Here is a 23,406-nt window from a genome sequence, read left to right as displayed (position 1 = left end):
TCAGAACCCCGTTATAAAGTAATCAACACGATTGGTAATTGATGCGGCAGCTGCGTTTGTTGCACTGTACCAAGCATGTACGAATACCTGTTTGTTAGACCAATTATTTCTATAGTTGCTATAGATTATTTTGTTCGTATCGAGACCGCCGGGCATAATTCTACATGACGTTGGATTATAAGTGAAAGCTACGGGAATGGTTATGTAAAATCCACCACTGCTCAAAGTAGTAGGCGTAATCGTTCCCATACACATCTTAAAACCGTTGGGGAATATAATTGACATTGAACTGGTTGATTGCGCTGACACCGTAATCCCGAGCGCTGAGACGGCAGCACTCCCATTCGCTGATCCAAGGAACGTGCGAGCAAAGGACGTTAATGTCGTCAGACCAGCCCCATTTGCCCCCGTAAGATAAGGAAGCTGATCAGCAGCGGCAGTGCCAGACAGATTGAGCAACGCTATTGCTGCCGCTCCAAGATCGCTTAGCGCGAGATCACCGTTTGCATCCGTTCGCAGAAACTTATTTGCAGCAAGAGCAATTTGCTTTAACGCCCCTGTCTGATCTGTCTGCATTATCTGGCGCGCCGCAAGTGTCAGTGCTGCCAGCTTGCCAAGACTGCCGTTCGGGTCTTGAACCAATTCGGCCAACTCGTACTCACCCGTCGGCCCGCCGACAAGCGCCTTGCCTTCCTCGACGCCGAGTTCAGCAATCCCCGCCAGAACACCGTTTCCGAGCAGTTCGATCAGCGTGCTGGTCTGGGCCGCGACACGCGCACCATCAGGCAGGTATCGAGCGCGATAGACGCCATCAACTATGTTCGTGCCGGTCCAAGGTTCGGTAAGCGTCAGTTGCGTATCGCTGTCCACGCTGGCAATGACAGCCGTCAGGTTCTGGATTTGAAGCGTGTCGCCTTCACGGGACTTTGCCACATCGAACAGCGTGCCTGTGCCGGTGACGGTCACTGACCCGTTGGCGAGCGAAATCGTTCCCGACACGTAGTCGGACAAAACAGTCATGGATTTTCTCCTGAAAATGCGGATTAGGTCGTGACCGCCGCGAGACGTAATACCGGGCACCAACCGGGTCGGGCTGGTCGTATTGCCAAGCGCCATTTGCAAACTCGGTCGGGCGCCCTGGCGAAAGGTGACAGTCCGGCATATTCGCCGCGTGCTTGTCATGGCGCTTGGTCAGGCCGTCACATGGGAATTGCTACTGAGGAACCCGGCCACGACTTCGAAGGCACCGAAGCAGGTTCGGAAGCCTATGGGCGCTTATGACGCCAACCAGACAGCCACACTGTTGAAGGCGGTCGAAGGTAAACGACTTCACATGACTGTGCTGCTGGCCGTGATGTGCGGAATGAGGCGCGGGGAAATTGCAGCCCTCCGGTGGAAGCACATAGACTTCGAAGGATCTCGGCTGTTCGTGCTTGAGAGCGCAGAGCAGACGAACAAAGAGGTTCATTACAAGGAACCGAAGTCGGGTAAAGGCCGCGTTGTCGATATTCCGGCTTCGGTCGCGGCTGCATTGAAGGCGCATAGAGCGCGTCAGGCCGAGGAGCTATTGCCGCTGGGTGTTCGCCTCACCGATGAGACGTTTATTGTTGCCGATGAGCAAGGCGAAGCTCTTGAGCCGCGCAAGCTAACAGACGCATGGAATAGACTGCGGAAAGGCCTCGACCTTCCCCCGATCCGGCTTCACGATTTGCGTCATACCCATGCTACCCAGATGCTGGCAGCAGGGGTGCATCCGAAGATCGCAAGCGAGCGCCTCGGACATTCTACAATCGCGATCACGCTCGACCTTTACAGCCATGTCATGCCAGGGATGCAAGCCAATGCTGCCGCCCAGATTGACGCGATGATTACCCGTGCTGTAGGAAAGAAGGGAAAATAAAATGGTAGCAATTGGGTAGCAAACTGCCCGCCGCTACCGTCGCCTGATACGAATTTATGTAATGAATTCAATATCTGGAAGGGATGCATGCCCGGTGGCATGTCCGGACTTCAAATCCGGGAGGGGCTGATAGACGGTCTCTGGTGGGTTCGACCCCCATTTCCTTCCGCCATCATTCCCGCACATCTCCAGCAAAGCTGCTTCACAACCTCGCTGGAGATGAAGAAGTTCGATCAAACGCGTTCGAGCGCGATGGCAATGCCCTGACCGACTCCGATGCACATGGTAGCCAGCGCATATTTGCCGCCGTTCAGCGACAGTTCCAGCGCCGCGGTGCCCGCAATGCGCGCACCCGACATACCGAGCGGGTGACCAAGCGCAATCGCGCCGCCATTCGGATTGACGCGGCTGTCGTCGTCGGCAATGCCCAGCTCACGCAGCACGGCGAGGCCCTGCGATGCGAAAGCTTCGTTCAGCTCGATCACATCGAAAGCATCAGGCGCAATACCGATACGGGCGCTGAGCTTCCTGGTTGCCGGAGCCGGGCCGATGCCCATCACACGCGGCGGCACACCAGCCGTCGCACCACCCACAACGCGGGCGATAGGCGTGAGGCCATATTTCTTCACCGCTGCTTCCGAAGCAACGATCAATGCGGCCGCACCGTCATTGACGCCCGACGCATTGCCTGCCGTGACCGTACCGCCTTCGCGGAAAGGCGTCGGCAGCTTGGCCAGCGCTTCGATGCTGGTGGCACGCGGATGCTCGTCCTTGTCCACGACGACAGGATCACCCTTGCGCTGCGGAATGGTGACCGCCACTATTTCCTTGGCCAGACGGCCATTGGCCTGCGCCTCAGCGGCCTTGTTCTGGCTGCGAACGGCAAATGCATCCTGATCGGCGCGCGAGACCTTATAGTCTTCGGCAACGTTCTCGCCGGTTTCCGGCATGGAATCGACGCCATATTGCTTCTTCATCAGCGGATTGACGAAGCGCCAGCCGATGGTGGTATCGAAGATTTCCGCCTTGCGCGAAAAGGCGCTGTCGGCCTTCGGCATGACGAAAGGCGCACGGCTCATGCTTTCGACGCCACCGGCAATCATCAGTTCCGCTTCGCCTGCCTTGATCGCGCGGGCAGCGGCGATGACCGCATCCATGCCCGAACCGCACAGACGGTTGATCGTGGTGCCAGAAACGCCAACCGGCAGACCGGCCAGCAGCAGCGACATACGCGCGACATTGCGGTTGTCTTCGCCTGCCTGATTGGCCGAACCGAAGATGACATCATCGACGGCTTCCCAATCGACCGACGTGTTGCGCGCCATGAGTGCTTTCAACGGAACGGCACCGAGATCGTCGGCACGGACTGCAGAAAGCGCGCCGCCATAACGACCAATGGGAGTACGGATATAATCGCAAATATAGGCTTCGGTCATGACAGGCCTCACAATTCTGGAACAACGAGATCGGCGACAGGGCCATCGATATGCAGCTTAGCGCCGGTCATAGCCTGTAGCTCTTCCAGCGTCATCGCGGCAAGCTTTTCGCGCAGCACAAAGCGGCCCTTATCAACGTCAATCACCGCATGGCTGGTATAGATGCGGGTGATGCAGCCAACGCCCGTCAGCGGAAAAGCGCATTTTTCCACCAGCTTCGGCTCGCCCTTTTTGGTGACGTGCTCGGTGATGACCACTACCTGCTTGGCACCATGGACGAGGTCCATCGCGCCACCGACGGCAGGCACACCCTTGGCGCCAACGCGCCAATTCGCGAGATCGCCGTTTTGCGCAACCTGATAGGCGCCGAGGATCGCCACATCGAGATGGCCGCCGCGCACCATGGCAAAGCTGTCGGCATGGTGGAAGAAGGCAGCACCTGGCTTCAGCGTCACAGCCTTTTTGCCTGCGTTGATGAGATCCCAGTCTTCCTCACCTTCCGGCGGCGCTTCGCCGAAATCGAGAATGCCGTTTTCGGTGTGGAAGATCGCCTCGCGGCCTTCCGGCTGATAGCGGGCAACCATTTCGGGAAAACCGATCCCAAGATTCACATAAGCGCCGTCGGCAATATCTTGCGCCGCGCGCCAGGCGATCTGGGCGTTGGAAAGCTTGATGTCCTCACGAGTATCGACGGTCATACGTAGGCCACTCCTGCCCGAATGAGTTCTTCTTCCTGCTGCGGGTTTGTAACCTCGACAATGCTGTCGACGAAGATGCCCGGCGTGATGATGTTCTCCGGCTCGATGCCGCCGAGCGGCACGATCTGCGACGCCTGCACGATGGTCTTGCCGGCAGCCATGCACATCAGCGGATTGAAGTTGCGCGCCGCCATGCGGTAATTGAGATTGCCGTGAATATCAGCCACATGCGCCTTGATCAGCGCGAAATCGGCCTTCAGCCAGCGTTCCTGCACATAAGAGCGGCCATCGAATTCAGCGATCACCTTGCCCTCGGCAAGCTCAGTGCCATAGGCAGTTGGCGTATAGAAGGCCGGGATGCCAGCGCCACCAGCGCGGATGCGTTCGGCGAGCGTTCCCTGCGGAACCAGCTCAAGCTCGATTTCACCAGCCAGATATTTGTCCGTGAAGGCGCGCGGATCGGACGAACGCGGAAACGAACAGATCATCTTCCTGACCAGTCCCGCGTCGATCATGGCGGCAATGCCGATGCGACCGTTACCAGCATTGTTGTTGATGACCGTCAGATTCTTCGGCCCCTTGTCGATCAGCGCATGAATAAGCTCGATCGGCGCGCCCGATCCACCAAACCCGCCGATCATCACGGTCGCGCCATCGCCGATCCCGGCAACCGCTTCCGCAAGGCTTCCTATTGTCTTGTCCATATTTTTCTCCTCAGACGACCGCAGCGCCAAACTCGGGCCGGGCAGTACGCATGCCGAAAATTTGGGAACCGTCTTTCAATAATGCGCTCCAGATTGAATAAAACGATGCCCCCTCGACCACAATGGTTTTGTGCGTTATGCTTACTTTGTTCGATAATCGCACAAATACGGAGATTGCCTGCGTGCAGATCAAGGATCGCGACATGATGGGCGGGCTGGCCAAAGGCCTGAAGGTTATCGAGGCTTTCACCTTCGATCATCCGAGGCTCAGCATTTCCGATGCAGCGGAGATTTCCGGTTATGATCGCGCCACAACGCGGCGCTGCCTGCTGACATTGGCCGAGCTTGGTTATTGTGCCTATGACGGCAAATATTTTACGGTGACACCGCGCATCCTGCGGCTTGGCACAGGATGCCTCGCCTCGATGCCGCTTCCGCGTATCGTGCAGCCTTTTCTCGACCGCCTGTCGGATGAAATCCGCCAAAGCACCTCCGTTTCCATTCTTGATGAGACAGAGATCGTCTATGTCGCCCGTGCGGCGCAGCAGCGCGTCATGTCGGTGATGCTGATGCCGGGATCGCGATTGCCAGCCTATTGCACCTCGATGGGGCGGGTGCTGCTGGCGGCCTTGCCTCATGAAGAGGCGCTTGAAACGCTGAATGCGAGCCAGCGCATCGCCCGCACGCCCCGGACGGAAACCGATCTGGCACGCATCATGGAAGAACTGGCCCGCGTCCGCGAGCAGGGCTATGCAGGCATTGATCAGGAAGTGGAAATCGGCCTGCGCTCCATGGCGGTGCCGCTGACCAATTTTCATGGCAAAGTGGTTGCGGCGCTGAATGTCGGGCTGGCTTTGACCGATGAACCGATGGTCGACGTCATCACACGTTATCTTCCGGCGCTGAAAGCGGCACAGGCGGAAATATCCCGCACTCTGCGGTAGAGAGATTGCCAGGAGCAAAACGCCGACCTGTTTGCGACAGACCGGCGTTACGATGGTCAGTTTTCGACCACTTCCGGCAAGGGCTTGTCCACGACCATGGCATGATCGAGCACGCGTTGCAGGTTGGCGGCATGGCGGAAACTCGGCTCCAGCCCGACACCGTCAGCCACGGCACGGGCAAAACGCTGATAGTTCGTCTCAACGATACCGGCATCGATATCCCGCCAGACCGGCGTTTCGATATCCTCGCCGATAGAACCGCGCAGGCTTGATCCGGTGGGTGTGTGGAGCACTTCCAATGCGCCCTTGTCGCCATGGATGCGCAGGCGCAGCTCGTTCAAATGGCCGGTCGCCCAGCGGCTGGCATGAATGACACCCAGCGCACCATTGGCATATTCCGCCATCATGACGAAGCTGTCATTGGCATCCAGCACATATTCGCCAATACGGTCGTTTTCCGCCTTGTCGAAAGTTTTGAGTCGAGCGGACGCCCGCTGCACATCGCTGCCGATGGCATAGGATGCGAAGTCGAGGATATGAATGCCGACATCGCCCAGAACACCATTCGACCCATGGCGCGTGGAAAGCCGCCAGAGCCATTTGCTCTCGGTCTTCCAGTCGCCCCATGTCTTCGACACCAGCCAGCTTTGCAGATAGGACGCCTCGAAATGGCGCACCTGTCCGATCTCTCCGGCCAGCACCATTTCGCGCGCCTTTTGCAAGGGCGCAACATTGCGATAGGTCAGATTGACCATATTGACGACATTGGCCTGCTCGGCAGCATCGGCCATTTCGGCGGCCTTTTCATAGCTTTCCGCCAGCGGCTTTTCGCAAAAGACATGCTTGCCCGCGCCGACCAGCGCCAGCGTGGTCGGGTGATGAATGGCGTCCGGCGTCACATTGGCGACCGCATCGAAACGGCCCCATTCCAGCGCATCCTCAAGCCGCGTGAAGCGGTTGTGAATGTCGTGGTTTTCCGAAAAGGCATCGACGCGCTCTGCCGACACATCACAGGCCGCGACAACCTCTACGCCATGGATCGCCCCGAAGGCTTCGGCATGGTTTTTCGCCATGCCGCCAGTACCCAGAATAAGAAGACGCATCATGCACCTCAGCGATAACCGGCTTCACCGGCCTTGTGCAGCTTGGGTCCACGCTCGACAATCGGCTCCAGCGCTTTTTCGACCGGAACATTCGGCGCGGTGTGGATGCCCGTCCATGCCGGTTGCGGATTGTACGCCCATTTGACCGAATTGCGCAGAACGGTTTGCACATTGGCATCGTGATAGGTCGGATAGGTTTCATGTCCGGGGCGGAAATAGAACACATTGCCTGCGCCGCGCCGCCATGTCATGCCGGAGCGAAACACTTCGCCGCCGGCGAACCACGAAATGAACACCGTTTCCAGCGGCTCCGGCACGGAGAACTGTTCGCCATACATTTCTTCGTTCTCGAGCACGAAATTCTCATCCAGTCCCTGCGCGATTGGATGGCCGCGATTGACAACCCAGACGCGCTCGCGCTCGCCCGCCTCACGCCATTTCAGCGCGCAGGGCGTGCCCATGACCCGCTTGAAGATTTTGGAGAAATGGCCGGAATGGAGCACGATCAGCCCCATACCTTCGAAGACGCGCCTGGCCACGCGCTCCACCACCTCATCGCTGACGGCACCGTGATCCTTGTGCCCCCACCAGACCAGTACATCGGTCTCGGCCAGACGCGCTTCCGGCAAGCCATGGTCCGGCTCCTGCAAGGTAGCGGTGGTTGCCTGAATGCTGCTATCGGTATTCAACGCATCGGCAATCGTGTTGTGCATGCCGTTCGGATAGACCGAACGCACCGTTTCGTTGATCTGCTCGTGGATGTTCTCACCCCAGACGATTGTGCGAATAGGCACGGATATTCTCCTTGCTGCGGGCATCACGGCCCGGTTGTTTCATCTCATTGAGCTTGGGAGGTCGGCGTCAAACGGCGCGGCCCTTTTCATCGAAGCGATGAATATTGTCCCCTGCGGGGGAAACCGAGAGCGTCTCGCCGGATTTGCGCACCGCGACACCGCTTTCGCGGACCACCAGCGGTTCCTCCAGGCCAAGATCGATATAGACATAGGTGTCGGAACCGAGGATTTCGGTGTGGATCACCTGACCGGTCCAGTGGCCGCCTTCCGGCACAACGGCGAGATGCTCCGAACGCAAACCCACCGTATGAGCACCGAAAGGCTCGGCATGTTGGCCGGTCAGGAAATTCATCTTCGGCGATCCGATGAACCCGGCGACGAAAAGCGAGTTCGGCTTTTCGTAAAGCTCAAGCGGCGTCCCCACCTGCTCCACACGTCCATCGCGCAGCACGCAGATGCGGTCGGCCAGCGTCATCGCCTCCACCTGATCATGCGTCACATAGATCATGGTGGTGTCTTCCATGCTCTGGTGGAGCTTGGCGATCTCAAGCCTTGTAGCCACACGTAGCGCCGCATCGAGGTTGGACAAGGGTTCGTCGAACAGGAAAACCTTGGGATCGCGCACAATGGCCCGGCCGATGGCCACGCGCTGGCGCTGGCCGCCGGAAAGCTGGCGCGGCAACCGCTCCAGATAGGGCGTCAGTTGCAGCATCTCCGCAGCCTTGTGAATGCGGCTCTTGCATTCGTCCTTGCTTTTACCTGCAAGCTGCATGCCGAAGGCCATGTTTTCATAGACCGTCATATGCGGATAAAGCGCATAGGACTGGAACACCATGGCAATACCGCGCTTCGACGGGGTGAAGCTGTTGACCACGGTTCCGTCAATGGCAAGACTGCCGGACGTGATCTCCTCCAGCCCGGCAATCAAACGCAGCAAGGTGGATTTTCCGCAACCCGATGGACCGACAAACACCATGAATTCGCCGGGGCGGATATCCATATCCACGCCCTTGATGACATCGAAGTTGCCGAAAGACTTGCGCACATCGCGCAGTTGAAGTTCTGCCATGACTATACTCCTAGCCCTTTACGCCACCCGCCGTCAGACCGGAGACAATCCGCCGCTGGAAGATGAGCACGAGGATGACGAGGGGGACCGTGACGATGACCGAAGCCGCCATGATGTTGCCCCAGGGAATTTCGAACTGACTGCTGCCGGACAGAAGCGCGATAGCCACCGGCACAGTGCGCTGGCCGCCGGACGAGGTGAAGGTGAGCGCGAACAGGAACTCGTTCCATGCAGAGATGAAGGCAAGCAGACCTGTCGTCACCAAGGCGGGCCACATCAACGGCATGAACACCCGCGTTATGATGACCCAAGGCGACGCGCCGTCGACGATGGCGGCTTCCTCGATCTCCACCGGCAGATCGCGCATGAAGGTGGTGAGCACCCACACCGTGAAAGGCAAAGTGAAGATCATGTAGGAGAAGATCAGCGCCAGCGGCGTGTTGAAAATGCCCAAGAAACGGATCAGCTCGAACAGACCGGCCAGCACGGCAATCTGGGGGAACATCGACACCGAAAGAATGGTGAGCAGCAAAAGCCCCCTGCCCCTGAAACGAACCCGCGCCAGCGCATAGGCCGCCGTTATCGCCAACAGAAGCGAGATCGCCACCACAACTGTTGCCACCAGCAGCGAATTGCCGAGACTGCGCAGGAAGCTGCCCTGGGTCAGCACACTGGTATAGTTTTCAATCGAGAAATTGGTTGGCCAATAATCGACCTGAAATAGCGCCGTTCCCGATTTCACACTGGTGATGATCGCATAATAGAAAGGGAACACCGCAACCAGAATGATGATCGCCACCAGAAGATAGAAGCCAGCTAACTTTATGTATCGCATCTTCTAGTCTCCCTTGCTGGTGATGTTCACACGTCCGAAGAACATGTAGAGCAAGGTGATGCCAGCGATGATGAGGAACAGCATTGTCGATGCCGCCGCACCATAGGCAAATTTGTCGAAATCGAACAGATTTTCACGCGCAAAGACCGACATGGTTTTTGTCTGTGCATTGTTGGGCGTCAGCACATAGATAAGATCGAAAATGCGCAGCGCATCCAGCATGCGGAAGATGATCGCCACCATCAGCGCCGGACGGATCAGCGGCAGCGTCACGCGCCAGAACACTTTCAGCGGATGCACGCCGTCGATCCTGGCCGCCTCGTAAATATCCGTTGGCACCATCTGCAAACCCGCCAGAATAAGCAGCGCCATGAAGGGCGTGGTTTTCCAGACATCGACAATCAAAACCGCGATCATTGCTGTGTCCGGATTGGCGGTCCAGGCGATTTTCTGGCTGATAAGGCCGAGGTTAAGCAGGATATGATTGAGGATGCCGAACTGGTCGTTGAGCATCCAGTGCCAGATCTTGGCCGAGACGATTGTGGGGATCGCCCACGGGATCAGGATCGCCGCGCGCACCAGACCGCGCCCCGGAAAATTGGCGTTGAGCACCAGCGCTACAATCAGTCCGAACACCGTTTCCAGACTGACCGAAAGCAGCGTGAATTTTACCGTGTTCCAGACCGCGCCCCACCATGCCGGGTCGGCCAAAAGTCCACGATAGACGGTACGGCCGCTCTTGAGCGTCACCCAGGACAGATAATTATTGAAGCCGACAAACTCTGCTGTGCCAAGGCTGGTCAGCGAGGCATTGGTGAAGCTGAAATAAATGGTTCTAAGCAGTGGCCAACCGGCCACCAGCGCCAGCACGAACAATGTCGGGGCGAGAAACACCCATGCAGACCGGATGCGCTGGCTGCGCAGATCGGAATGCACGCGCAGCTTTGACGGCGCGGCCTCCGCACGATCGGAAGAAGTCTCTGTCATGATCCAGCTCTTGGTCCTGCCCAGAGGAATATGAGCGTTCGGGTCGCCCACCTAGGGGATGGGCGGGGCTTGGGAGGACAACCCGAACGCGGCTTGATCGGTCCTTACCAGCCGGAACCTTCCAGCTCGGTCAGCTCGACCTCAAGCATTTCGAGATTCTCCGCAGCCGTTCCGTTGCCGGAGAGTGTCTTGTGAACCGCCGTCCAGAATTTTGACGACACTTCATTATACTTCACCTTCGTCGCAGCCGATGGCCGCGGAACGGCATTCTGGAAAATCGGCTTCCAATTGGCCATGAAAGGCTGCGCCGCAATGACATCCTTGTCGTCGTAAAGCGCTTCGATGGTCGGCAGGCGCGAAATCTCGACCGCCTGCACCTTCTGCACTTCCGGCGAGGCCAGATATTTCACCAGAGCGATGGCTGCTTCCTGCTTGGTCGAATATTTGGACACTGCAAGATTCCAGCCGCCAAGTGTGGAGGATGGTGCATCTCCATCGGCGCCAGCAGGCAGTGGAGCAACGTCGAACTTGCCCTTCACGCCGCTATCGGCGCTGTTGCCCAGCGCATAGGCATAGGGCCAGTTGCGCATGAAGACCGCATTGCCGGTCTGCCAGACACCGCGCGATTCCTCTTCCTGATAGGCCAGCGCGCCTTGCGGCGAGATCGATCCGATCCAGCCCTTGGCGCGGTCGATGGCTGCGGCGGCCTTCTCGTTATTAATCGAAATCGTGCCGTCGGCCTCGACGATCTGGCCACCGCCCGACGACTTGATCCATTCAAGCGCGTTGCAGGTCAGCCCTTCATAGGCATTGCCCTGAAAGACAAACCCCCAGAGATCGGACTTGCCGTCGGCCCGCTCCTTATCCATGATTTCCTTGGCGGTCGCCGTCATTTCATCCCAGGTTTTGGGAACCGTCTTGCCGTATTTTTCGAGAAGATCCTTGCGGTAGAACAAGGCGGGCGCATCCGTATAAAACGGCAGCGCGACCAGCTTCCCATTGACGGTCTGCGATGCAATGATCGATGGGAAATGCGCAGCAGTAACATCCTTCGTTGCCTCGGTGAGGTCAACAAACTGGTCGGACAATTGCGGTGCCCAGACCACATCGGTCTGATAGACGTCGATATCTGCATTGCCTGCCGCCAGCCACAGGCGATACTGGCTGAACTGCTCGCTCGATGACGGCGGCATCGAAACGATATTGACCTTGTTGCCCGTATCCTTCTCGAATTTGACGATCTGGTCCTGCAAGAACTTGATGTTGTTGCCCGTCGAATTGGCAGCGAGCGAAATTTCCACCGCCTGTGCGCTGACTGTCGCAAGGCCCAAAGCCACGCAGGCCGCGAGCATTCCCTTTATTGATTTCATTGTTCCCTCCTCCCATCCATTCTGTAAGCGGTTGTTCAAAATCGAAAACGGTTTGGATAGCAAAAAGTTGCAGAGGACCGCATTTCTGTCAAGCAACAGATTCTCGCAAAATGAACAGTGTTTGGACCTCTTCATATATTTCTATATCTTTCAATATCTTGAGAAAGACACGTTCGTCGGACGATGGCCTCGCGCGCCTGACGCGAACGCGGTTTGATGCTTCTTTTTGCAACAAACTTGAAAGCGGTTTGGATTTATAGCACAATGATAATCAGCCACGTCGCTTTGCGACGGGCACGCCGATTGTTAATCGCAAGGAAGCGGCTATAATCCCGCCGCCTTGCCCGCCTCTCAACTCGACATGCCAAATGAAACTTCGTGAATTTGCCAAACAACTGGGGCTTTCAGCCACGACCGTCAGTCGTGCATTAAGCGGCTATCCTGAAGTCGCCGAGAGCACGCGCAAGCGGGTGATGGATGAAGCCGTTCGTCTCGGTTATCGCCCCAATGAAAATGCGGTCAGGCTTGCAACCGGACGTGCCGGAGCCATCGGCGTCGTGATGGGGCGCAACAGCGAATTTCATTTTGCAGAATTCATGCGCGGCATGGCCGAGCGGCTCAGTCAGGATGAGGTGGATATTCTCGTCAGCCCAATTTCCCACAATGGTACGGATGATGAAGTTCAGATTTGCCGCCGCCTCGCCACAAGTCGCCGGGTCGATGCAATCATCGTGACCTCACCGAAGCCGGATGATGAGCGGATTCGGCTGCTGCATGAACTCGGCATGCCGTTTCTGGTGCATGGACGTTCGGAAACCGACATTCCGCATGCCTGGCTGGATATCGACAATGAAGGCGCGGTCTGTCGCTCGACGGCGCATTTGCTGGATCTTGGGCATCGCCGTGTCGCGATGATCAACGGGCGCTATGGCTTCACATTTTCGCTCCACCGCGACGAAGGCTATCGCAAGGCGCTGGAAAGCAGAGGCGTTCCCTTCGATCCCGATCTGGTGGAGCATGGCGATTTTACCGACGAAATCGGCTATCGCCTTGCACTCAAGCTCTTGGAGCGCAACCCGCGCCCGACCGCCTTTGTTGCCGGATCGATGATGACGGCGCTTGGCATCTATCGCGCGGCGCGCTCGTTCGGGCTGACCATCGGCAAGGATATCTCAGTCATCGCCCATGACGATGTTATCTCCTTCCTCAGTGCCGAAAATATGGTGCCGTCGCTGGCGGCCACGCGCTCATCCATGCGGGCGGCGGGCAAACGCTGCGCCGATCTTCTGATGGACATTCTCGACGGTCGCGCCGCGACCGAGATCCACGAACTCTGGCCGGTTGAACTGATCTTAAGAGATTCCGCCACGCGGGTTCCTGAAAACAGCTGATAGAGCCAATACACAGAACATCATAGGCGAGGTTCAAGTGAATCTGGCATAATCTTCGTCATGAGACTGACAGAAGTTTCTATTAGCTAGTCGGAACAGGCGTCGTCGGGGCTGGCTATAAGGAGTTCGCCATTGACCGAAATCGAACTGAAACTCGAAATTTCCCCTGCCGATCTCGAAAAGATCGCTCTCTCCAGCTTTTTGGGGCAGCCTGCCGCCACGCGGGAATTGCACTCGGTTTATTTCGACACTGGCGATTGCCGGCTTTTCGATCATGGTTTCACCTTGCGCATCCGCCGCTCCGGCGAGAAAACCATCCAGACCGTAAAGGCGACCGGCTCCAACGCCTCGCTTTTCGCCCGTTCCGAATGGGAAACCCCGGCGCGAACAACCACGCCCGTGTTCGACTATAACAGCCCACTTCTCAACCGCTTCGGCCCGATCGAACGCGATCTTGTCGTGCAGTTTGAAGTTGTCACCAACCGCCGCATCTGGAACCTGACTGAAGGCACCTCCAGGATCGAAGTGGCTGCCGATGCCGGAATCGTCATGGCGGGTGACAGGCAGGCGCCCTTTCACGAGATCGAACTGGAATTGAAAGGCGGCGATCCACGCCAGCTTTTCGCCCTCGCCCGCAAGGTCAACGCAATCGTTCCGGTGAAGATTGGCGTTCAATCCAAATCGGAACGCGGCTACCGTTTATTGTCGGCCATGCGCAATGCCGCCAAGGCCGAAGCAATCGGTCTGGAGCCGCGCCTGACTGCGGATGAAGGTTTCCGCATGATTGCGCTTTCCTGCTTTCGGCAGTTTCGGCTGAACGAGACCTTGCTGCTGCAAAAGGGACATGCGGGCAGCCTGCATCAGGCGCGCGTTGCCATCCGGCGGCTGCGCTCGGCGCTGTCACTTTTCAAACCCCTGCTGGATGAAAATGCAAAGCGATTTTCGGACGAATTCCGCTGGCTGGCCAACACACTCGGCGATGCCCGCAATCTGGATGTGCTTCTGCTGAAGGCCGCCGATGGAGAACTGTGGGAAAAACTGGAGACCGCCCGCAAGGGCAGCTATGCCAAAATCGTCGAAGCACTTGCGTCGGATCGCAGCCGAGCGCTGATGCTCGACTTCAACGAATGGTTGCTCTGCGGTGACTATGCCAAACATCCCGACGGTGGAAAGCCCGTCGAAGATTTTGCCGCAAAAGCGCTCGACCGGATGCGCAAGAAGCTCAAGAAGCACGGTCGCGACCTTGCTGAAATCGACGATGAACACCGGCATGAGGCTCGAAAAGACGCGAAGAAATTGCGTTATGCGGCAGAATTCTTCGCACCACTCTTTGCCGACAAGCGGGGGCTGCGCCGGTACAAGAATTTCAACAAGGCAATGGAAGCGCTGCAAGACCGGCTGGGTGCGCTCAACGATCTGGCCATCGGCCACGATGTGCTGAAACAATACGGCATTGAAGAAACGCCGGAGGCTCAGAAGCTGATCTTCCATGCCGATAAAAAACAGCTGATCGAAAAGGCGCAGACGGCGCTCGACGATGTTCTCGACGCCAAGAAATTCTGGCGCTGAAGCATAAGGGCGCCTAATGCAAAGCCGTTTCATTTTTCGGCTTCCCGTGTTCTAACATCCTCGCGGGTGGAATGGAGGAGGACCGAAAATGAACAAAATGCCGACAGCTGATGAAAACATCTCCGCTTCGCGCCTGATCGATAAGCGCGTCGCGGAGCTTGCCGACTGGAGAGGCGAAACGCTGGCCAAAGTTCGCGCCATCATCACCAAAGCCGACCCGGCAATCATTGAAACATGGAAATGGCGCGGCGTACCCGTATGGGAGCGCGACGGCATCATCTGTACAGGCGAGACCTATAAGCAGGTCGTCAAACTGACTTTCGCCAAAGGTGCATCGCTGGACGACCCAAGCGGTCTGTTCAATTCCAGTCTCGAAGGCAATGTGCGCCGGGCCATCGATATTCGTGAAGGCGAAGAGATCGACGCCGATGCGCTCACCGCGCTCGTTCGCGCCGCCATCACGCTCAACAGCGCAAAGCCAGCCCGAAAGAAATAGGGCGGCGGAGCTTTCGCGCCGCCGCCTCTTCTTCTGCAAATTCTGCGACAGATCAGTGCGCTGCTGCTTCGCTCTTGCGAACCGCAGCCACATCACCAGCCGAAACCGCGCTCGCCTTGTTGCCCCATGCGGAGCGAACGAAGGAGGCGAGGTCCGCCACTTCCTGATCCGTCAGGCGATCGGCATAGCCCTGCATCACAAGACGCATCGGACGCTTTGCCGTCGAAGGCACTTCGGCACCGTGCAGGATGACCGAGATCAGCGGCTTCACTTCCGAACCTGTCACCAGATCATTGTCAGCCAGTTCCGGGAAAATTCCCGGTGCACCCTTGCCGGTCACGAAGTGGCATGCAGCGCAATTGTCGAGATAAAGACGCGCACCCACCGGCATGTCCGGAGAGGCTTCCGTCAGCATCTTCGCGGTTGCTTCGCCAGCGGCATCGGCAGGTGCTGCCGGAAGCGCCGTGGAAACCTTGGCAGCGAAGCTCTGCGGAACCTCGACAGTCGCCCCATCGACACCCTTGAGGAAAGCAGCAATCGCGAGATTGTCGGCATCCGTCAGGTGCTGGAGTGAATGCTCGACCACCAGACCCATTTCGCCGTTTGCGGTCGAATAGGAATTGCGACCCGTTGCGAGATAGGTGGCCATTTCCTCGACCGACCATTTCTGTGGAGCCGATTGCGGGCCGCGCAGCGCAGGCGCGTTCCAACCGTCGATGACACCGCCCGACAGGAAATTCTTGTCGCCCGCACTGACACCATCCTGCGCCATGAAGCTGTTGCGTGGGCTGTGGCAGGCCGCACAATGCGCCGGACCTTCGACCAGATACTGGCCGCGCTCCTGCACCTCGTTCTTGCCCGCGGGCGTAAAGCCAGCCTTATGCGTCAGCGCGAGCCAGTTCCAGGCGCGGATGCCGAAGCGCATATTGAACGGGAAGCCCAGTTCGGTCTGCTGGACCTCGTTCTTCACCGGCTGCACATCGTGCATGAAGTAATCGTAGAGAGCACGAACATCTTCTTCGGTCAGCTTGCGATAGTTTTCGTAAGGCATGGCCGGGTAAAGATGCGCGCCATCGGCGCGAATACCGTCATAGAGCGCGGCGCGGAACTGATCGAGCGTCCAGTTTCCGATGCCGCTTTCCTTGTCCGGCGTAATATTGGTCGTCCAGATAGTGCCCATCGGGCTTGCAATGGCGCGACCACCGGCAAACGGCTTGCCGCCATCGGCCGTATGGCAGGCCATGCAGTCGGACGCATACATGACATATTCGCCCTGACCCTTGGCTGGTTTCCAGTCAGCGGCTAGTTCCTTCGTCGGCTTGGTAAGCTGAACGGGAACGAACAGGAATGCCAGCAGCGCGACGATACCGAGAACGAGGAGAACACCGATTATGCGAAGAAAAGTTTTCATCACCGTTCTCCTCAAACCAGCGGACGCGGATTGGAAAGATACTGCGTGCGGATCGCATGTGCGGTCCAGTAAGCAAGGCCGCCGAGCAAGCCGGTCGGGTTGTACTGGGTGTTCTGCACGAAGTTACCCGCGCCAAGCATGAACACATTGTGCTTGTCCCATGCCTGCGAGAAGCGATTGACGACGCCCTCACGTGCATTTTCCGACATGATGTGCCCACCGGTCGTATGCGTCGTCTGATAGGGACGAACATCGAACTGCGCACCTTCCTTCTTGAAGGAGGACTGTATCAGGTCCGGGTTCATGGTCTTGGCCAGCGCTTCCGCCTTGGTCTTCATGAACTGGGTCATCCGGATATCATTCGGATTCCAGTTGAAGGTCATGCGCATCAGCGGACGACCGTGCGGATCCTTGTAGGTCGGGTCAAGATCGAGATGGTTGGTCTTGTAGGACATGACGGAACCATGGGTGCCGATGTTCATCGAATGGCCATACCATTCGGCAATCGCCTTCTTCCAGCCAGCGCCCCAGCCGGGCGTGCCGGAAGGCAACGTCATGCTACGGATCGGCTGGCCGTTGGTCTGGCCCGTGCGCCAATAGGCGCCGCCGATGAAGCCCTCACGACCGAAATCGATCTGGTTGATGCCGAAATCATCGATGCACATGCCGTTGGCGCCCGTGCCGATGAACGGATTGAATTCCTCATCCTTGAAGAACAGCGTCACGCCGCCGGTCAGCTGATAGGCGTAGTTACGGCCCGTCACGCCTTCGCCCGTTGCCGGATCGTAAGGCTGTCCGATGCCCGACAGCAGCGCCAGATGCACATTGTTCAGCTGGAACGACGACAAAATGACGAGATCGGCAGGCTGGAAGACTTCTTCCTGCGTCTTGTCGTCGAAATAGGTTACGCCGGTTGCGGTCTTGCCATCCGGGGCCATTTCAACGCGCAACACTTCCGATTCCGTGCGATAGGAGAAGTTTGGCATCCGCTTCAGCGCATCGAGAATCGTCGTTTGCGGCGACGACTTCGAATATTGATAGCAGCCATAGCGCTCGCAGAAACCGCAATGATTGCACGGTCCCATCTGCATGCCATATTCATTGACATAGGCCGTCGAAGCAATGCCCCCCGGCGATGGGAACGGGTGGTAACCGGCGGCTTTTGCCGCATCGGCAAATTTGCGACCGTCCCAGGTCGTCTTCATCGGGGGCATTGGGTATTCGTTCGAACGCCAGCCCTCAAACGGGTTGCCGCCCTCAACGATCTTGCCCTTGATGTTACCGGCCTTGCCGGAAATACCGGCGACGCGCTCGAAGCGGTCGAAGAAGGGTTCCATCTCGTCATAAGTGACAGGATAATCGCCCAGAAGCATGTCTTCCGGGATGATCTGCTCGCCCCAATGCTCGCGCACGTGAGAACGCAGTCTAAGTTCTTCGGCCTGCGGACGCCAGTTAAGGCCGTTCCAGTGCGTGCCCGCACCACCCACGCCGTTGCCCGGCAGAAACGAACCGAAGCTGCGGTAAGGCAGCGCGTTTTCATCCGCATGGCGGCGCACGGTGACGGTCTGCTGGCTGGCGCGCTGCATCATCTTCAGACGCACGCCGTATTTCAGTTCGTCGATCATGTTCGGATATTTGAAATCTGGCACGGTATTCTGATCGTGGCCACGTTCCAGCGCGACGATGTCAAGGCCTTCCTGCGCCAGTTCCATTGCCAGAATGGAGCCGGTCCAGCCGAGGCCGACAATGACCACGTCTTTCTTCTTTTCCTGACGTGCCATGGTTAAGCCCTTTCGCCCTTGATCGAAACCGGACCCAGCGGGTAGGCCACATTGTAGCGCTCAACCCATTCCTTGTAGCTGCCGCGCGCACCGGGGAAGCCGATATAGGTCCAGGCCTGCATGCCGTGATTGCCGCCATACATCGGGTCGGCGAAATAGCCTTCCTTGGTGTTCTGGAGCAGCAGCGCGAAGAACTCGCGCAGTTCCGGCTGCAAACCAACCTCGCCCTTTTGAAGAGCGGTCAGCGCTTCATCCTGCTGTTCAGGGGTCAAAGCGGTAAAAGCGGCGCTATATTTCTGCTCGCACCAGCCATTGAAGGCCGGGATGCCCTGACGGTAAATCTGCGCCGGGTTGAGCGGGGTCTGCCAGCCGCGGGTCGGATCAGCCGACGGATCGTGCGGACCAACCATGTACCAGTCATCGGCACGGCCATAATCTCCGGCAAGCTGGAGATCGATGAAGACAGGGACGCGGGTTTCAAGGGCACCGGGGCCATCGCCATCCGACGGGATCAGCCTCGCCGTCGCGGCAAGGATAAATGCCCATTCGAGATCGTTAAAATATTGGCGTTCATAGTCTTCGAGCGGAACCGGGGGCGTCTTCGGTTCAGCCTGGGCTGAGACAGCCAGTCCTGAAAGCATGACGCTTGCTGCGGAGGCTTTCAGAAAACTGCGACGACTCGGATATCCGGGGAGGTCAGTCATTGTCGTTTCCTGCCAGTTAGGTGGGTAAGACGGAGGGATGCTTTTCTGAAATGAAACCGCATGGCGCGATTAAGAAAAACATAGCGCTCGATACACACCAGACTAGAACAGTTCAAATAACTTGTACCCTAGCTGTGCAAAACATGAGGGAATTCAGGGCCGCAAAGCCGCGCCTCCGGTAAAGAAACTGCCCGCCAAATGCCGGAAAATGGCCAAATCCAGCCCGCTATCGTCTATGTGATCACATCTATGTGATCACATCCTCATATACTCGAATATCGGGGCGAAACTGCAAATTTTACCGCTTGGACAAATAACAAAAAGCTAAGAGAGACTCACTCGGCCAGCGCATCCAGCGCTGGCCGAAGTGCGTTTAACCCGTCACCTCGCCCACCAGAGCGAGGTCGAAAACATGGTGGTGGATATGGCCGTCGAACATGGCCAAAAGGCCCTTGGTGGCCTCCCGGCTTTCATAGCGGATGGGTGAAGCAAGCGCTTCCGCCAATGCTTCCCGGCTGTCATACACCGTCCATAGCACCATCGGGTAGGATGGCGCGCCTTCGTCCCGTTCCACGGCGTAAAGCACGCGCACATCGCGGATGCCAGGAAACTGAAGCCACATCGGCATCAGGGTTTTCGCGACATAAGCCTTGAACGCATCCTCGCGCCCGGCATGAATAGCGCCTTCGAAGAAAGCCTGTCTGACAATCATCGGAAAACTCAATTTACCTTGGTGGGCGGAACATCGCCTGCGAAATAGGCCTGCAAATTGGCAAGCACCAGCTCACCCATGCCGATGCGCGTTTCGACAGTTGCACTGCCCTGATGCGGCATCAAAACGGTGTTGGGAGCAGTGAAGAACTCTTCGCGGATTGTCGGCTCGTTGACGAAGACATCAAGACCGGCACCGGCAATGACGCCATCCTTGAGTGCGGCCAGAAGCGCGTCCTCATCGATGACCGTGCCGCGCGCGACATTGATCAGGTAGCCCTTGTTGCCAAGCGCCGCCAGCACATCCTTATTGACGATATTGGCCGTGGAGGCATTGGCCGCCACGCAAACCGCCAGAACATCGCTGTGTTCAGCCAGTTCCACCGGCGATGCATGGGCGATCCAGTTCGCACCCGTCACCGGCGAGCGGTTCCAGTAATGCACCTCCATGCCGAAAGCCTCGGCGCGCTTTGCCAGCGACTTGCCGATCTGGCCAAGGCCGAGAACGCCGATGCGCTTGCCCTTGGGGCTGGTGCCCAGCGGGAAGGCCTGACGTTCAGCCCATTTGCCTTCGCGAACAAATCTATCGCCAAGCGCTACATGGCGCAGAACCGCCAGCATCAGAGCAATACCGGTATCGGCAACGTCGTCGGTCAATACGCCCGGGGTCGTGCTCACATGCACATTGCGGCCACGCGCAAAGGGCAGATCGACCTTATCCGTCCCGACACCGTTGATGGCAATCAGGCCAAGCGATGGCAGACGCTCGATCCATTCATTCGACAGTCCCGAGCCACCGCCGGTCACTACCGCGCGGATCGAACCCAAAGCCGCATCGATCGCCGCTTTTTCGTCCGCCTGGTAAAGCCGGTGAACCTTGTAAGCCGCATCGAGCCGCTCCTCTATTGCAGGCATCATCGGCTCCACGAGCAGAATTTCGTTCGTCACGTCAAACTCCAGTTCCAGATTGGGGGGAACACAGCGCGAAAGGTGGGAAATAGCTTTCGCGCCATGCGTCAGAACATATCATTTCGGGCGGTCAGGAAATCTGGCCGATAAAAGCTCTTGTCCGCTCATGCTTCGGATTGCCGAAGAATTCTTCCGGCTCCGCCATTTCGAGAATCTGACCCTGATCCATGAAGATCACCCGGTCGGCGACCTGTCGCGCAAAGCCCATTTCGTGGGTGACGCAGAGCATGGTCATGCCCTCTCTGGCGAGATCGATCATGGTGTCCAGAACTTCCTTGACCATTTCCGGATCGAGCGCCGAAGTCGGCTCATCGAAAAGCATGATCTTCGGATTCATGCACAATGCGCGTGCAATCGCCACGCGCTGCTGCTGACCGCCGGAAAGTTGGGCAGGATATTTGTCCGCCTGTTCGGGAATGCGCACGCGCTCCAGAAACTTGCGCGCCGTCTTTTCGGCTTCCGCTTTGGCGACGCCGCGCACCTTCATCGGTGCCAGCGTGCAGTTTTCCAGAACGGTCATATGCGGGAAAAGGTTGAACTGCTGGAACACCATGCCGGTTTCCTGCCGGATGATATCGACATTCTTGCCGCCCGCCGTGAGGTCGAAGCCGTCGACAACGATGCGCCCTTCCTGAATGGTTTCAAGCTGGTTGATGCAGCGGATCAGCGTCGACTTGCCCGAGCCGGACGGACCGCAAATGACGATGCGTTCACCGCGCGCCACAGTCAGATTGATATTTCGCAGCGCGTGATAGGTGCCATACCATTTGTTGACGCCTTCCATCAGCACCGCAGTACCGGAGTCCTGCGATGCCCCGTGAGCCGTGTTCTGAGCCGTCTTAGTCATGTCGAGAACTCGCTTTGCTGAACGTGATCGCCTGATGCGGCGTTTGCGGCCATGCCCGGCCAATGCGGGGCATGGCGCCGATCAAAAATTACTTCGCCTTGGAAACGAAATCCGGCAGTGGAGAACCGAGCCATTTTTCATGGATCTTATTCAACTCGCCGTCGCCCTTCACCTTCTCGATAAACTTGTTGACGAATTCGAGCATTTCAGTCGAACCCTTACGCACCGCGATGCCCTGCACCTGCTGGCTGAGCTGGATTTTTTGCTCGTAACGGCCCGGTGCTGCCTTTTCGATTTCGGCGGCAACGACATTGGAAAGACCGATCAAATCGACCTGACCCGACAGGAGAGCCTGCACGGCGCTGGCATCGTCATCGAAGCGGCGGATATTGGCATCTTTCGGCGCAACCTTGGTTACTGCGGTATCCTGCGTCGAGGCACGCGCCACGCCGATGGTCTTGCCTGACAGGTCCTCCGGCTTGGCGACTGCGGCATCCTTCGGCCCGAAAACGCCGATGGAAATACCGGCATAAGGCTGGGAGAAATCGACGCTCTTGGCGCGTTCTTCGGTGATGCCCAGCGAAGCCACCAGCACGTCAACCTGTCCGCTCTGCAAATATGGAATGCGGTTCGGGCCGGTGACCGGCACGATCTGCGCCTTTACACCCAGCTCGGCAGCGAGCAACTTGGCCACATCGGCATCGTAGCCGTCCGGCTCGTTGCTGGTGTTCATGATGCCGAATGGCGGAAAATCGACCAGCATGCCGATCTTGATCGTACCCGCCGACTTGATGCCTTCGACGGTCTGCGCGAATGCGGCTGGCGCAAAGGCAGTGGCAAGCGCGCCCGCGCCGATCAGTGTCATCGCTATACGTCTGGTGATATTCATGTTTTTCCCTTCCCTATTGTTAGACCGGACTCCTCGCCGGCAGATTAGAGCGCGCTCTAATCCCTTTTTGACGCACATCTTATCCGAAAACCGTTTCACACTTTTCGGGATGTGCTCTTATCTCGACAAAAGCCCCCGATTACCGAGCGGTTGCGCGAGAAAATTTGGTTTCCATGTTGCGGGCCAGTATCGAAAGCGGCCAGCACAGAATGAAATAGACAACCGCCACCGTGCCGAAGACCATGAAAGGGCTGAAGGTTGCATTGTTGATGATCTGGCCCTGACGCGTCAGTTCGGTAAAGCCGATAATGGCGGCAAGCGAGGTGCCCTTGATCAGCTGCACAAGGAAGCCCACCGTTGGCGCAACCGAAATGCGTGCAGCCTGCGGCAAAATGATATAGCGCATGCGGTTGTAGTAGCGCAGGCCGAGCGCCGTTGCCGCTTCCCGCTGGCCGGGCGGCACCGCGTCGATACAACCGCGCCAGATTTCACCGAGGAAAGCGCTGGCATGCAGGGTCAAGGCGATGGCCGCGGCAATCCACGGATTGATGCCAAGGCCGAAAATATTGAGCCCGAAGAACACCAGAAAAAGCTGCATCAGAAGCGGCGTGCCCTGAAACAGCCGGATGAAGCCAAGCGCGATATAGCGCAGGACACGATTATCCGACACACGCATCAGCGCCACGATCATGCCGCCAATGCCGCCGCCCACAAAGGCGATGGCCGAAAGCGCGATGGTCCACTGTGCCGCATAGACGATAATGAGAAATTCGTTCCAGCCGAAAGGTCTGATCATGG

General features: G+C 57.7%; 23 protein-coding genes and 1 tRNA gene. 6 read left to right on the top strand and 18 right to left on the bottom strand.

Features of this window, described 5'->3' with window-relative positions; all coding sequences use genetic code 11:
- Positions 1–1,020 carry a hypothetical protein gene (locus WIX40_RS05890; RefSeq protein ID WP_339439154.1) on the bottom strand — a complete coding sequence of 340 codons (1,020 nt, stop codon included), beginning with the start codon at positions 1,018–1,020 and terminating at the stop codon, positions 1–3.
- Between the two features lie 247 nt (positions 1,021–1,267).
- Between WIX40_RS05890 and WIX40_RS05885 the strand changes: the two genes are divergently transcribed.
- Together WIX40_RS05885 and WIX40_RS05880 are read left to right on the top strand one after the other, a co-directional pair.
- Positions 1,268–1,900: a site-specific integrase gene (locus WIX40_RS05885; RefSeq protein ID WP_339439152.1), complete on the top strand. Its 633-nt coding sequence runs from the start codon at positions 1,268–1,270 to the stop codon at positions 1,898–1,900.
- A 76-nt stretch (positions 1,901–1,976) separates the two neighbouring features.
- Positions 1,977–2,072: transfer RNA gene (locus WIX40_RS05880), tRNA-Sec, on the top strand.
- 61 nt (positions 2,073–2,133) lie between these two features.
- On the opposite strand, the gene pcaF is transcribed toward WIX40_RS05880, so the two are convergent.
- The 3 genes from pcaF to WIX40_RS05865 are packed head-to-tail and all read right to left on the bottom strand — an operon-like array spanning position 2,134 to position 4,738.
- Entirely contained in the window at positions 2,134–3,336 is a 1,203-nt protein-coding gene (gene pcaF / locus WIX40_RS05875; protein ID WP_140024690.1) for a 3-oxoadipyl-CoA thiolase, read from the bottom strand.
- 8 nt (positions 3,337–3,344) lie between these two features.
- Complete coding sequence (locus WIX40_RS05870) at positions 3,345–4,034, bottom strand: CoA transferase subunit B (protein WP_109366917.1); 690 nt, start codon at positions 4,032–4,034, stop codon at positions 3,345–3,347.
- Positions 4,031–4,738, bottom strand: a complete 708-nt coding sequence (locus WIX40_RS05865; RefSeq protein ID WP_109366916.1) for a 3-oxoacid CoA-transferase subunit A — start codon at positions 4,736–4,738, stop codon at positions 4,031–4,033. The genes WIX40_RS05870 and WIX40_RS05865 overlap by 4 nt, the downstream gene beginning before the upstream one ends.
- Positions 4,739–4,944: 206 nt before the next feature.
- On the opposite strand from WIX40_RS05865, the gene WIX40_RS05860 reads away from it, so the two are divergent.
- Positions 4,945–5,682 carry an IclR family transcriptional regulator domain-containing protein gene (locus WIX40_RS05860; RefSeq protein ID WP_210261470.1) on the top strand — a complete coding sequence of 246 codons (738 nt, stop codon included), beginning with the start codon at positions 4,945–4,947 and terminating at the stop codon, positions 5,680–5,682.
- Between the two features lie 56 nt (positions 5,683–5,738).
- Here the strand turns inward: WIX40_RS05860 and WIX40_RS05855 are convergent, their stop codons facing one another.
- From WIX40_RS05855 to WIX40_RS05830, 6 genes are all read right to left on the bottom strand, one after another.
- Positions 5,739–6,785 carry a Gfo/Idh/MocA family protein gene (locus tag WIX40_RS05855; RefSeq protein ID WP_339440954.1) on the bottom strand — a complete coding sequence of 349 codons (1,047 nt, stop codon included), beginning with the start codon at positions 6,783–6,785 and terminating at the stop codon, positions 5,739–5,741.
- 8 nt (positions 6,786–6,793) lie between these two features.
- A complete protein-coding gene (locus WIX40_RS05850; RefSeq protein WP_339439150.1) occupies positions 6,794–7,579 on the bottom strand; it encodes a ThuA domain-containing protein in 786 nt (261 codons plus the stop codon).
- Between the two features lie 67 nt (positions 7,580–7,646).
- A complete protein-coding gene (locus WIX40_RS05845) occupies positions 7,647–8,648 on the bottom strand; it encodes an ABC transporter ATP-binding protein (RefSeq protein WP_171317996.1) in 1,002 nt (333 codons plus the stop codon).
- Between the two features lie 10 nt (positions 8,649–8,658).
- Complete coding sequence (locus tag WIX40_RS05840; protein ID WP_171317995.1) at positions 8,659–9,483, bottom strand: carbohydrate ABC transporter permease; 825 nt, start codon at positions 9,481–9,483, stop codon at positions 8,659–8,661.
- A 3-nt stretch (positions 9,484–9,486) separates the two neighbouring features.
- Positions 9,487–10,470: a carbohydrate ABC transporter permease gene (locus WIX40_RS05835; protein WP_339439146.1), complete on the bottom strand. Its 984-nt coding sequence runs from the start codon at positions 10,468–10,470 to the stop codon at positions 9,487–9,489.
- Positions 10,471–10,574: 104 nt separating this feature from the next.
- Positions 10,575–11,840 carry an ABC transporter substrate-binding protein gene (locus tag WIX40_RS05830; RefSeq protein ID WP_339439145.1) on the bottom strand — a complete coding sequence of 422 codons (1,266 nt, stop codon included), beginning with the start codon at positions 11,838–11,840 and terminating at the stop codon, positions 10,575–10,577.
- A 368-nt stretch (positions 11,841–12,208) separates the two neighbouring features.
- Between WIX40_RS05830 and WIX40_RS05825 the strand changes: the two genes are divergently transcribed.
- The 3 genes from WIX40_RS05825 to WIX40_RS05815 all read left to right on the top strand — a co-directional run bounded on the left by WIX40_RS05825 (position 12,209) and on the right by WIX40_RS05815 (position 15,296).
- The gene (locus tag WIX40_RS05825; RefSeq protein ID WP_339439144.1) at positions 12,209–13,231 is read left to right on the top strand and encodes a substrate-binding domain-containing protein; all 1,023 of its coding nucleotides are present in this window, start codon (positions 12,209–12,211) and stop codon (positions 13,229–13,231) included.
- Positions 13,232–13,363: 132 nt separating this feature from the next.
- Positions 13,364–14,800, top strand: a complete 1,437-nt coding sequence (locus WIX40_RS05820) for a CYTH and CHAD domain-containing protein (protein ID WP_339439143.1) — start codon at positions 13,364–13,366, stop codon at positions 14,798–14,800.
- An 88-nt stretch (positions 14,801–14,888) separates the two neighbouring features.
- Positions 14,889–15,296, top strand: coding sequence for a DUF1801 domain-containing protein (locus WIX40_RS05815; protein ID WP_140024683.1), 408 nt, complete (start codon positions 14,889–14,891; stop codon positions 15,294–15,296).
- Between the two features lie 52 nt (positions 15,297–15,348).
- Here WIX40_RS05815 and WIX40_RS05810 read toward each other — a convergent pair whose 3' ends face one another.
- The 8 genes from WIX40_RS05810 to WIX40_RS05775 all read right to left on the bottom strand — a co-directional run bounded on the left by WIX40_RS05810 (position 15,349) and on the right by WIX40_RS05775 (position 23,404).
- On the bottom strand, positions 15,349–16,707 hold the full coding sequence (locus tag WIX40_RS05810; protein ID WP_339439141.1) for a c-type cytochrome: 1,359 nt from the start codon (positions 16,705–16,707) through the stop codon (positions 15,349–15,351).
- 11 nt (positions 16,708–16,718) lie between these two features.
- Positions 16,719–18,488, bottom strand: coding sequence for a GMC family oxidoreductase (locus WIX40_RS05805; protein WP_109366905.1), 1,770 nt, complete (start codon positions 18,486–18,488; stop codon positions 16,719–16,721).
- Positions 18,489–18,490: 2 nt separating this feature from the next.
- A complete protein-coding gene (locus WIX40_RS05800) occupies positions 18,491–19,192 on the bottom strand; it encodes a gluconate 2-dehydrogenase subunit 3 family protein (RefSeq protein ID WP_140024681.1) in 702 nt (233 codons plus the stop codon).
- Between the two features lie 373 nt (positions 19,193–19,565).
- Entirely contained in the window at positions 19,566–19,904 is a 339-nt protein-coding gene (locus tag WIX40_RS05795) for an EthD domain-containing protein (protein ID WP_109366903.1), read from the bottom strand.
- An 8-nt stretch (positions 19,905–19,912) separates the two neighbouring features.
- The gene (locus WIX40_RS05790; protein ID WP_339440952.1) at positions 19,913–20,863 is read right to left on the bottom strand and encodes a 2-hydroxyacid dehydrogenase; all 951 of its coding nucleotides are present in this window, start codon (positions 20,861–20,863) and stop codon (positions 19,913–19,915) included.
- A 79-nt stretch (positions 20,864–20,942) separates the two neighbouring features.
- Entirely contained in the window at positions 20,943–21,719 is a 777-nt protein-coding gene (locus WIX40_RS05785; protein ID WP_109366901.1) for an amino acid ABC transporter ATP-binding protein, read from the bottom strand.
- An 88-nt stretch (positions 21,720–21,807) separates the two neighbouring features.
- Positions 21,808–22,608 carry a transporter substrate-binding domain-containing protein gene (locus tag WIX40_RS05780; protein ID WP_109366900.1) on the bottom strand — a complete coding sequence of 267 codons (801 nt, stop codon included), beginning with the start codon at positions 22,606–22,608 and terminating at the stop codon, positions 21,808–21,810.
- Between the two features lie 139 nt (positions 22,609–22,747).
- On the bottom strand, positions 22,748–23,404 hold the full coding sequence (locus tag WIX40_RS05775; RefSeq protein WP_109366899.1) for an amino acid ABC transporter permease: 657 nt from the start codon (positions 23,402–23,404) through the stop codon (positions 22,748–22,750).
- Positions 23,405–23,406 lie beyond the last annotated feature (2 nt).

Origin of the sequence: Ochrobactrum teleogrylli, assembly GCF_037482325.1 — a bacterium.
GTDB classification, from domain to species: Bacteria; Pseudomonadota; Alphaproteobacteria; order Rhizobiales; family Rhizobiaceae; genus Brucella; species Brucella teleogrylli.
Note: the sequence above shows the minus strand (reverse complement) of the source record. Positions and strands in the feature narration are given on the sequence as shown.

What these genes read in the sequence shown, in the direction of transcription:
- WIX40_RS05890 (WP_339439154.1), bottom strand. Translation starts at nt 1,020, where the DNA reads ATGACTGTTTTGTCCGACTACGTGTCGGGAACGATTTCGCTCGCCAAC.
- WIX40_RS05885 (WP_339439152.1), top strand. Translation starts at nt 1,268, where the DNA reads ATGGGCGCTTATGACGCCAACCAGACAGCCACACTGTTGAAGGCGGTC.
- pcaF (WP_140024690.1), bottom strand. Translation starts at nt 3,336, where the DNA reads ATGACCGAAGCCTATATTTGCGATTATATCCGTACTCCCATTGGTCGT.
- WIX40_RS05870 (WP_109366917.1), bottom strand. Translation starts at nt 4,034, where the DNA reads ATGACCGTCGATACTCGTGAGGACATCAAGCTTTCCAACGCCCAGATC.
- WIX40_RS05865 (WP_109366916.1), bottom strand. Translation starts at nt 4,738, where the DNA reads ATGGACAAGACAATAGGAAGCCTTGCGGAAGCGGTTGCCGGGATCGGC.
- WIX40_RS05860 (WP_210261470.1), top strand. Translation starts at nt 4,945, where the DNA reads ATGGGCGGGCTGGCCAAAGGCCTGAAGGTTATCGAGGCTTTCACCTTC.
- WIX40_RS05855 (WP_339440954.1), bottom strand. Translation starts at nt 6,785, where the DNA reads ATGCGTCTTCTTATTCTGGGTACTGGCGGCATGGCGAAAAACCATGCC.
- WIX40_RS05845 (WP_171317996.1), bottom strand. Translation starts at nt 8,648, where the DNA reads ATGGCAGAACTTCAACTGCGCGATGTGCGCAAGTCTTTCGGCAACTTC.
- WIX40_RS05840 (WP_171317995.1), bottom strand. Translation starts at nt 9,483, where the DNA reads ATGCGATACATAAAGTTAGCTGGCTTCTATCTTCTGGTGGCGATCATC.
- WIX40_RS05835 (WP_339439146.1), bottom strand. Translation starts at nt 10,470, where the DNA reads ATGACAGAGACTTCTTCCGATCGTGCGGAGGCCGCGCCGTCAAAGCTG.
- WIX40_RS05830 (WP_339439145.1), bottom strand. Translation starts at nt 11,840, where the DNA reads ATGAAATCAATAAAGGGAATGCTCGCGGCCTGCGTGGCTTTGGGCCTT.
- WIX40_RS05825 (WP_339439144.1), top strand. Translation starts at nt 12,209, where the DNA reads ATGAAACTTCGTGAATTTGCCAAACAACTGGGGCTTTCAGCCACGACC.
- WIX40_RS05815 (WP_140024683.1), top strand. Translation starts at nt 14,889, where the DNA reads ATGAACAAAATGCCGACAGCTGATGAAAACATCTCCGCTTCGCGCCTG.
- WIX40_RS05810 (WP_339439141.1), bottom strand. Translation starts at nt 16,707, where the DNA reads ATGAAAACTTTTCTTCGCATAATCGGTGTTCTCCTCGTTCTCGGTATC.
- WIX40_RS05805 (WP_109366905.1), bottom strand. Translation starts at nt 18,488, where the DNA reads ATGGCACGTCAGGAAAAGAAGAAAGACGTGGTCATTGTCGGCCTCGGC.
- WIX40_RS05800 (WP_140024681.1), bottom strand. Translation starts at nt 19,192, where the DNA reads ATGACTGACCTCCCCGGATATCCGAGTCGTCGCAGTTTTCTGAAAGCC.
- WIX40_RS05795 (WP_109366903.1), bottom strand. Translation starts at nt 19,904, where the DNA reads ATGATTGTCAGACAGGCTTTCTTCGAAGGCGCTATTCATGCCGGGCGC.
- WIX40_RS05785 (WP_109366901.1), bottom strand. Translation starts at nt 21,719, where the DNA reads ATGACTAAGACGGCTCAGAACACGGCTCACGGGGCATCGCAGGACTCC.
- WIX40_RS05780 (WP_109366900.1), bottom strand. Translation starts at nt 22,608, where the DNA reads ATGAATATCACCAGACGTATAGCGATGACACTGATCGGCGCGGGCGCG.
- WIX40_RS05775 (WP_109366899.1), bottom strand. Translation starts at nt 23,404, where the DNA reads ATGATCAGACCTTTCGGCTGGAACGAATTTCTCATTATCGTCTATGCG.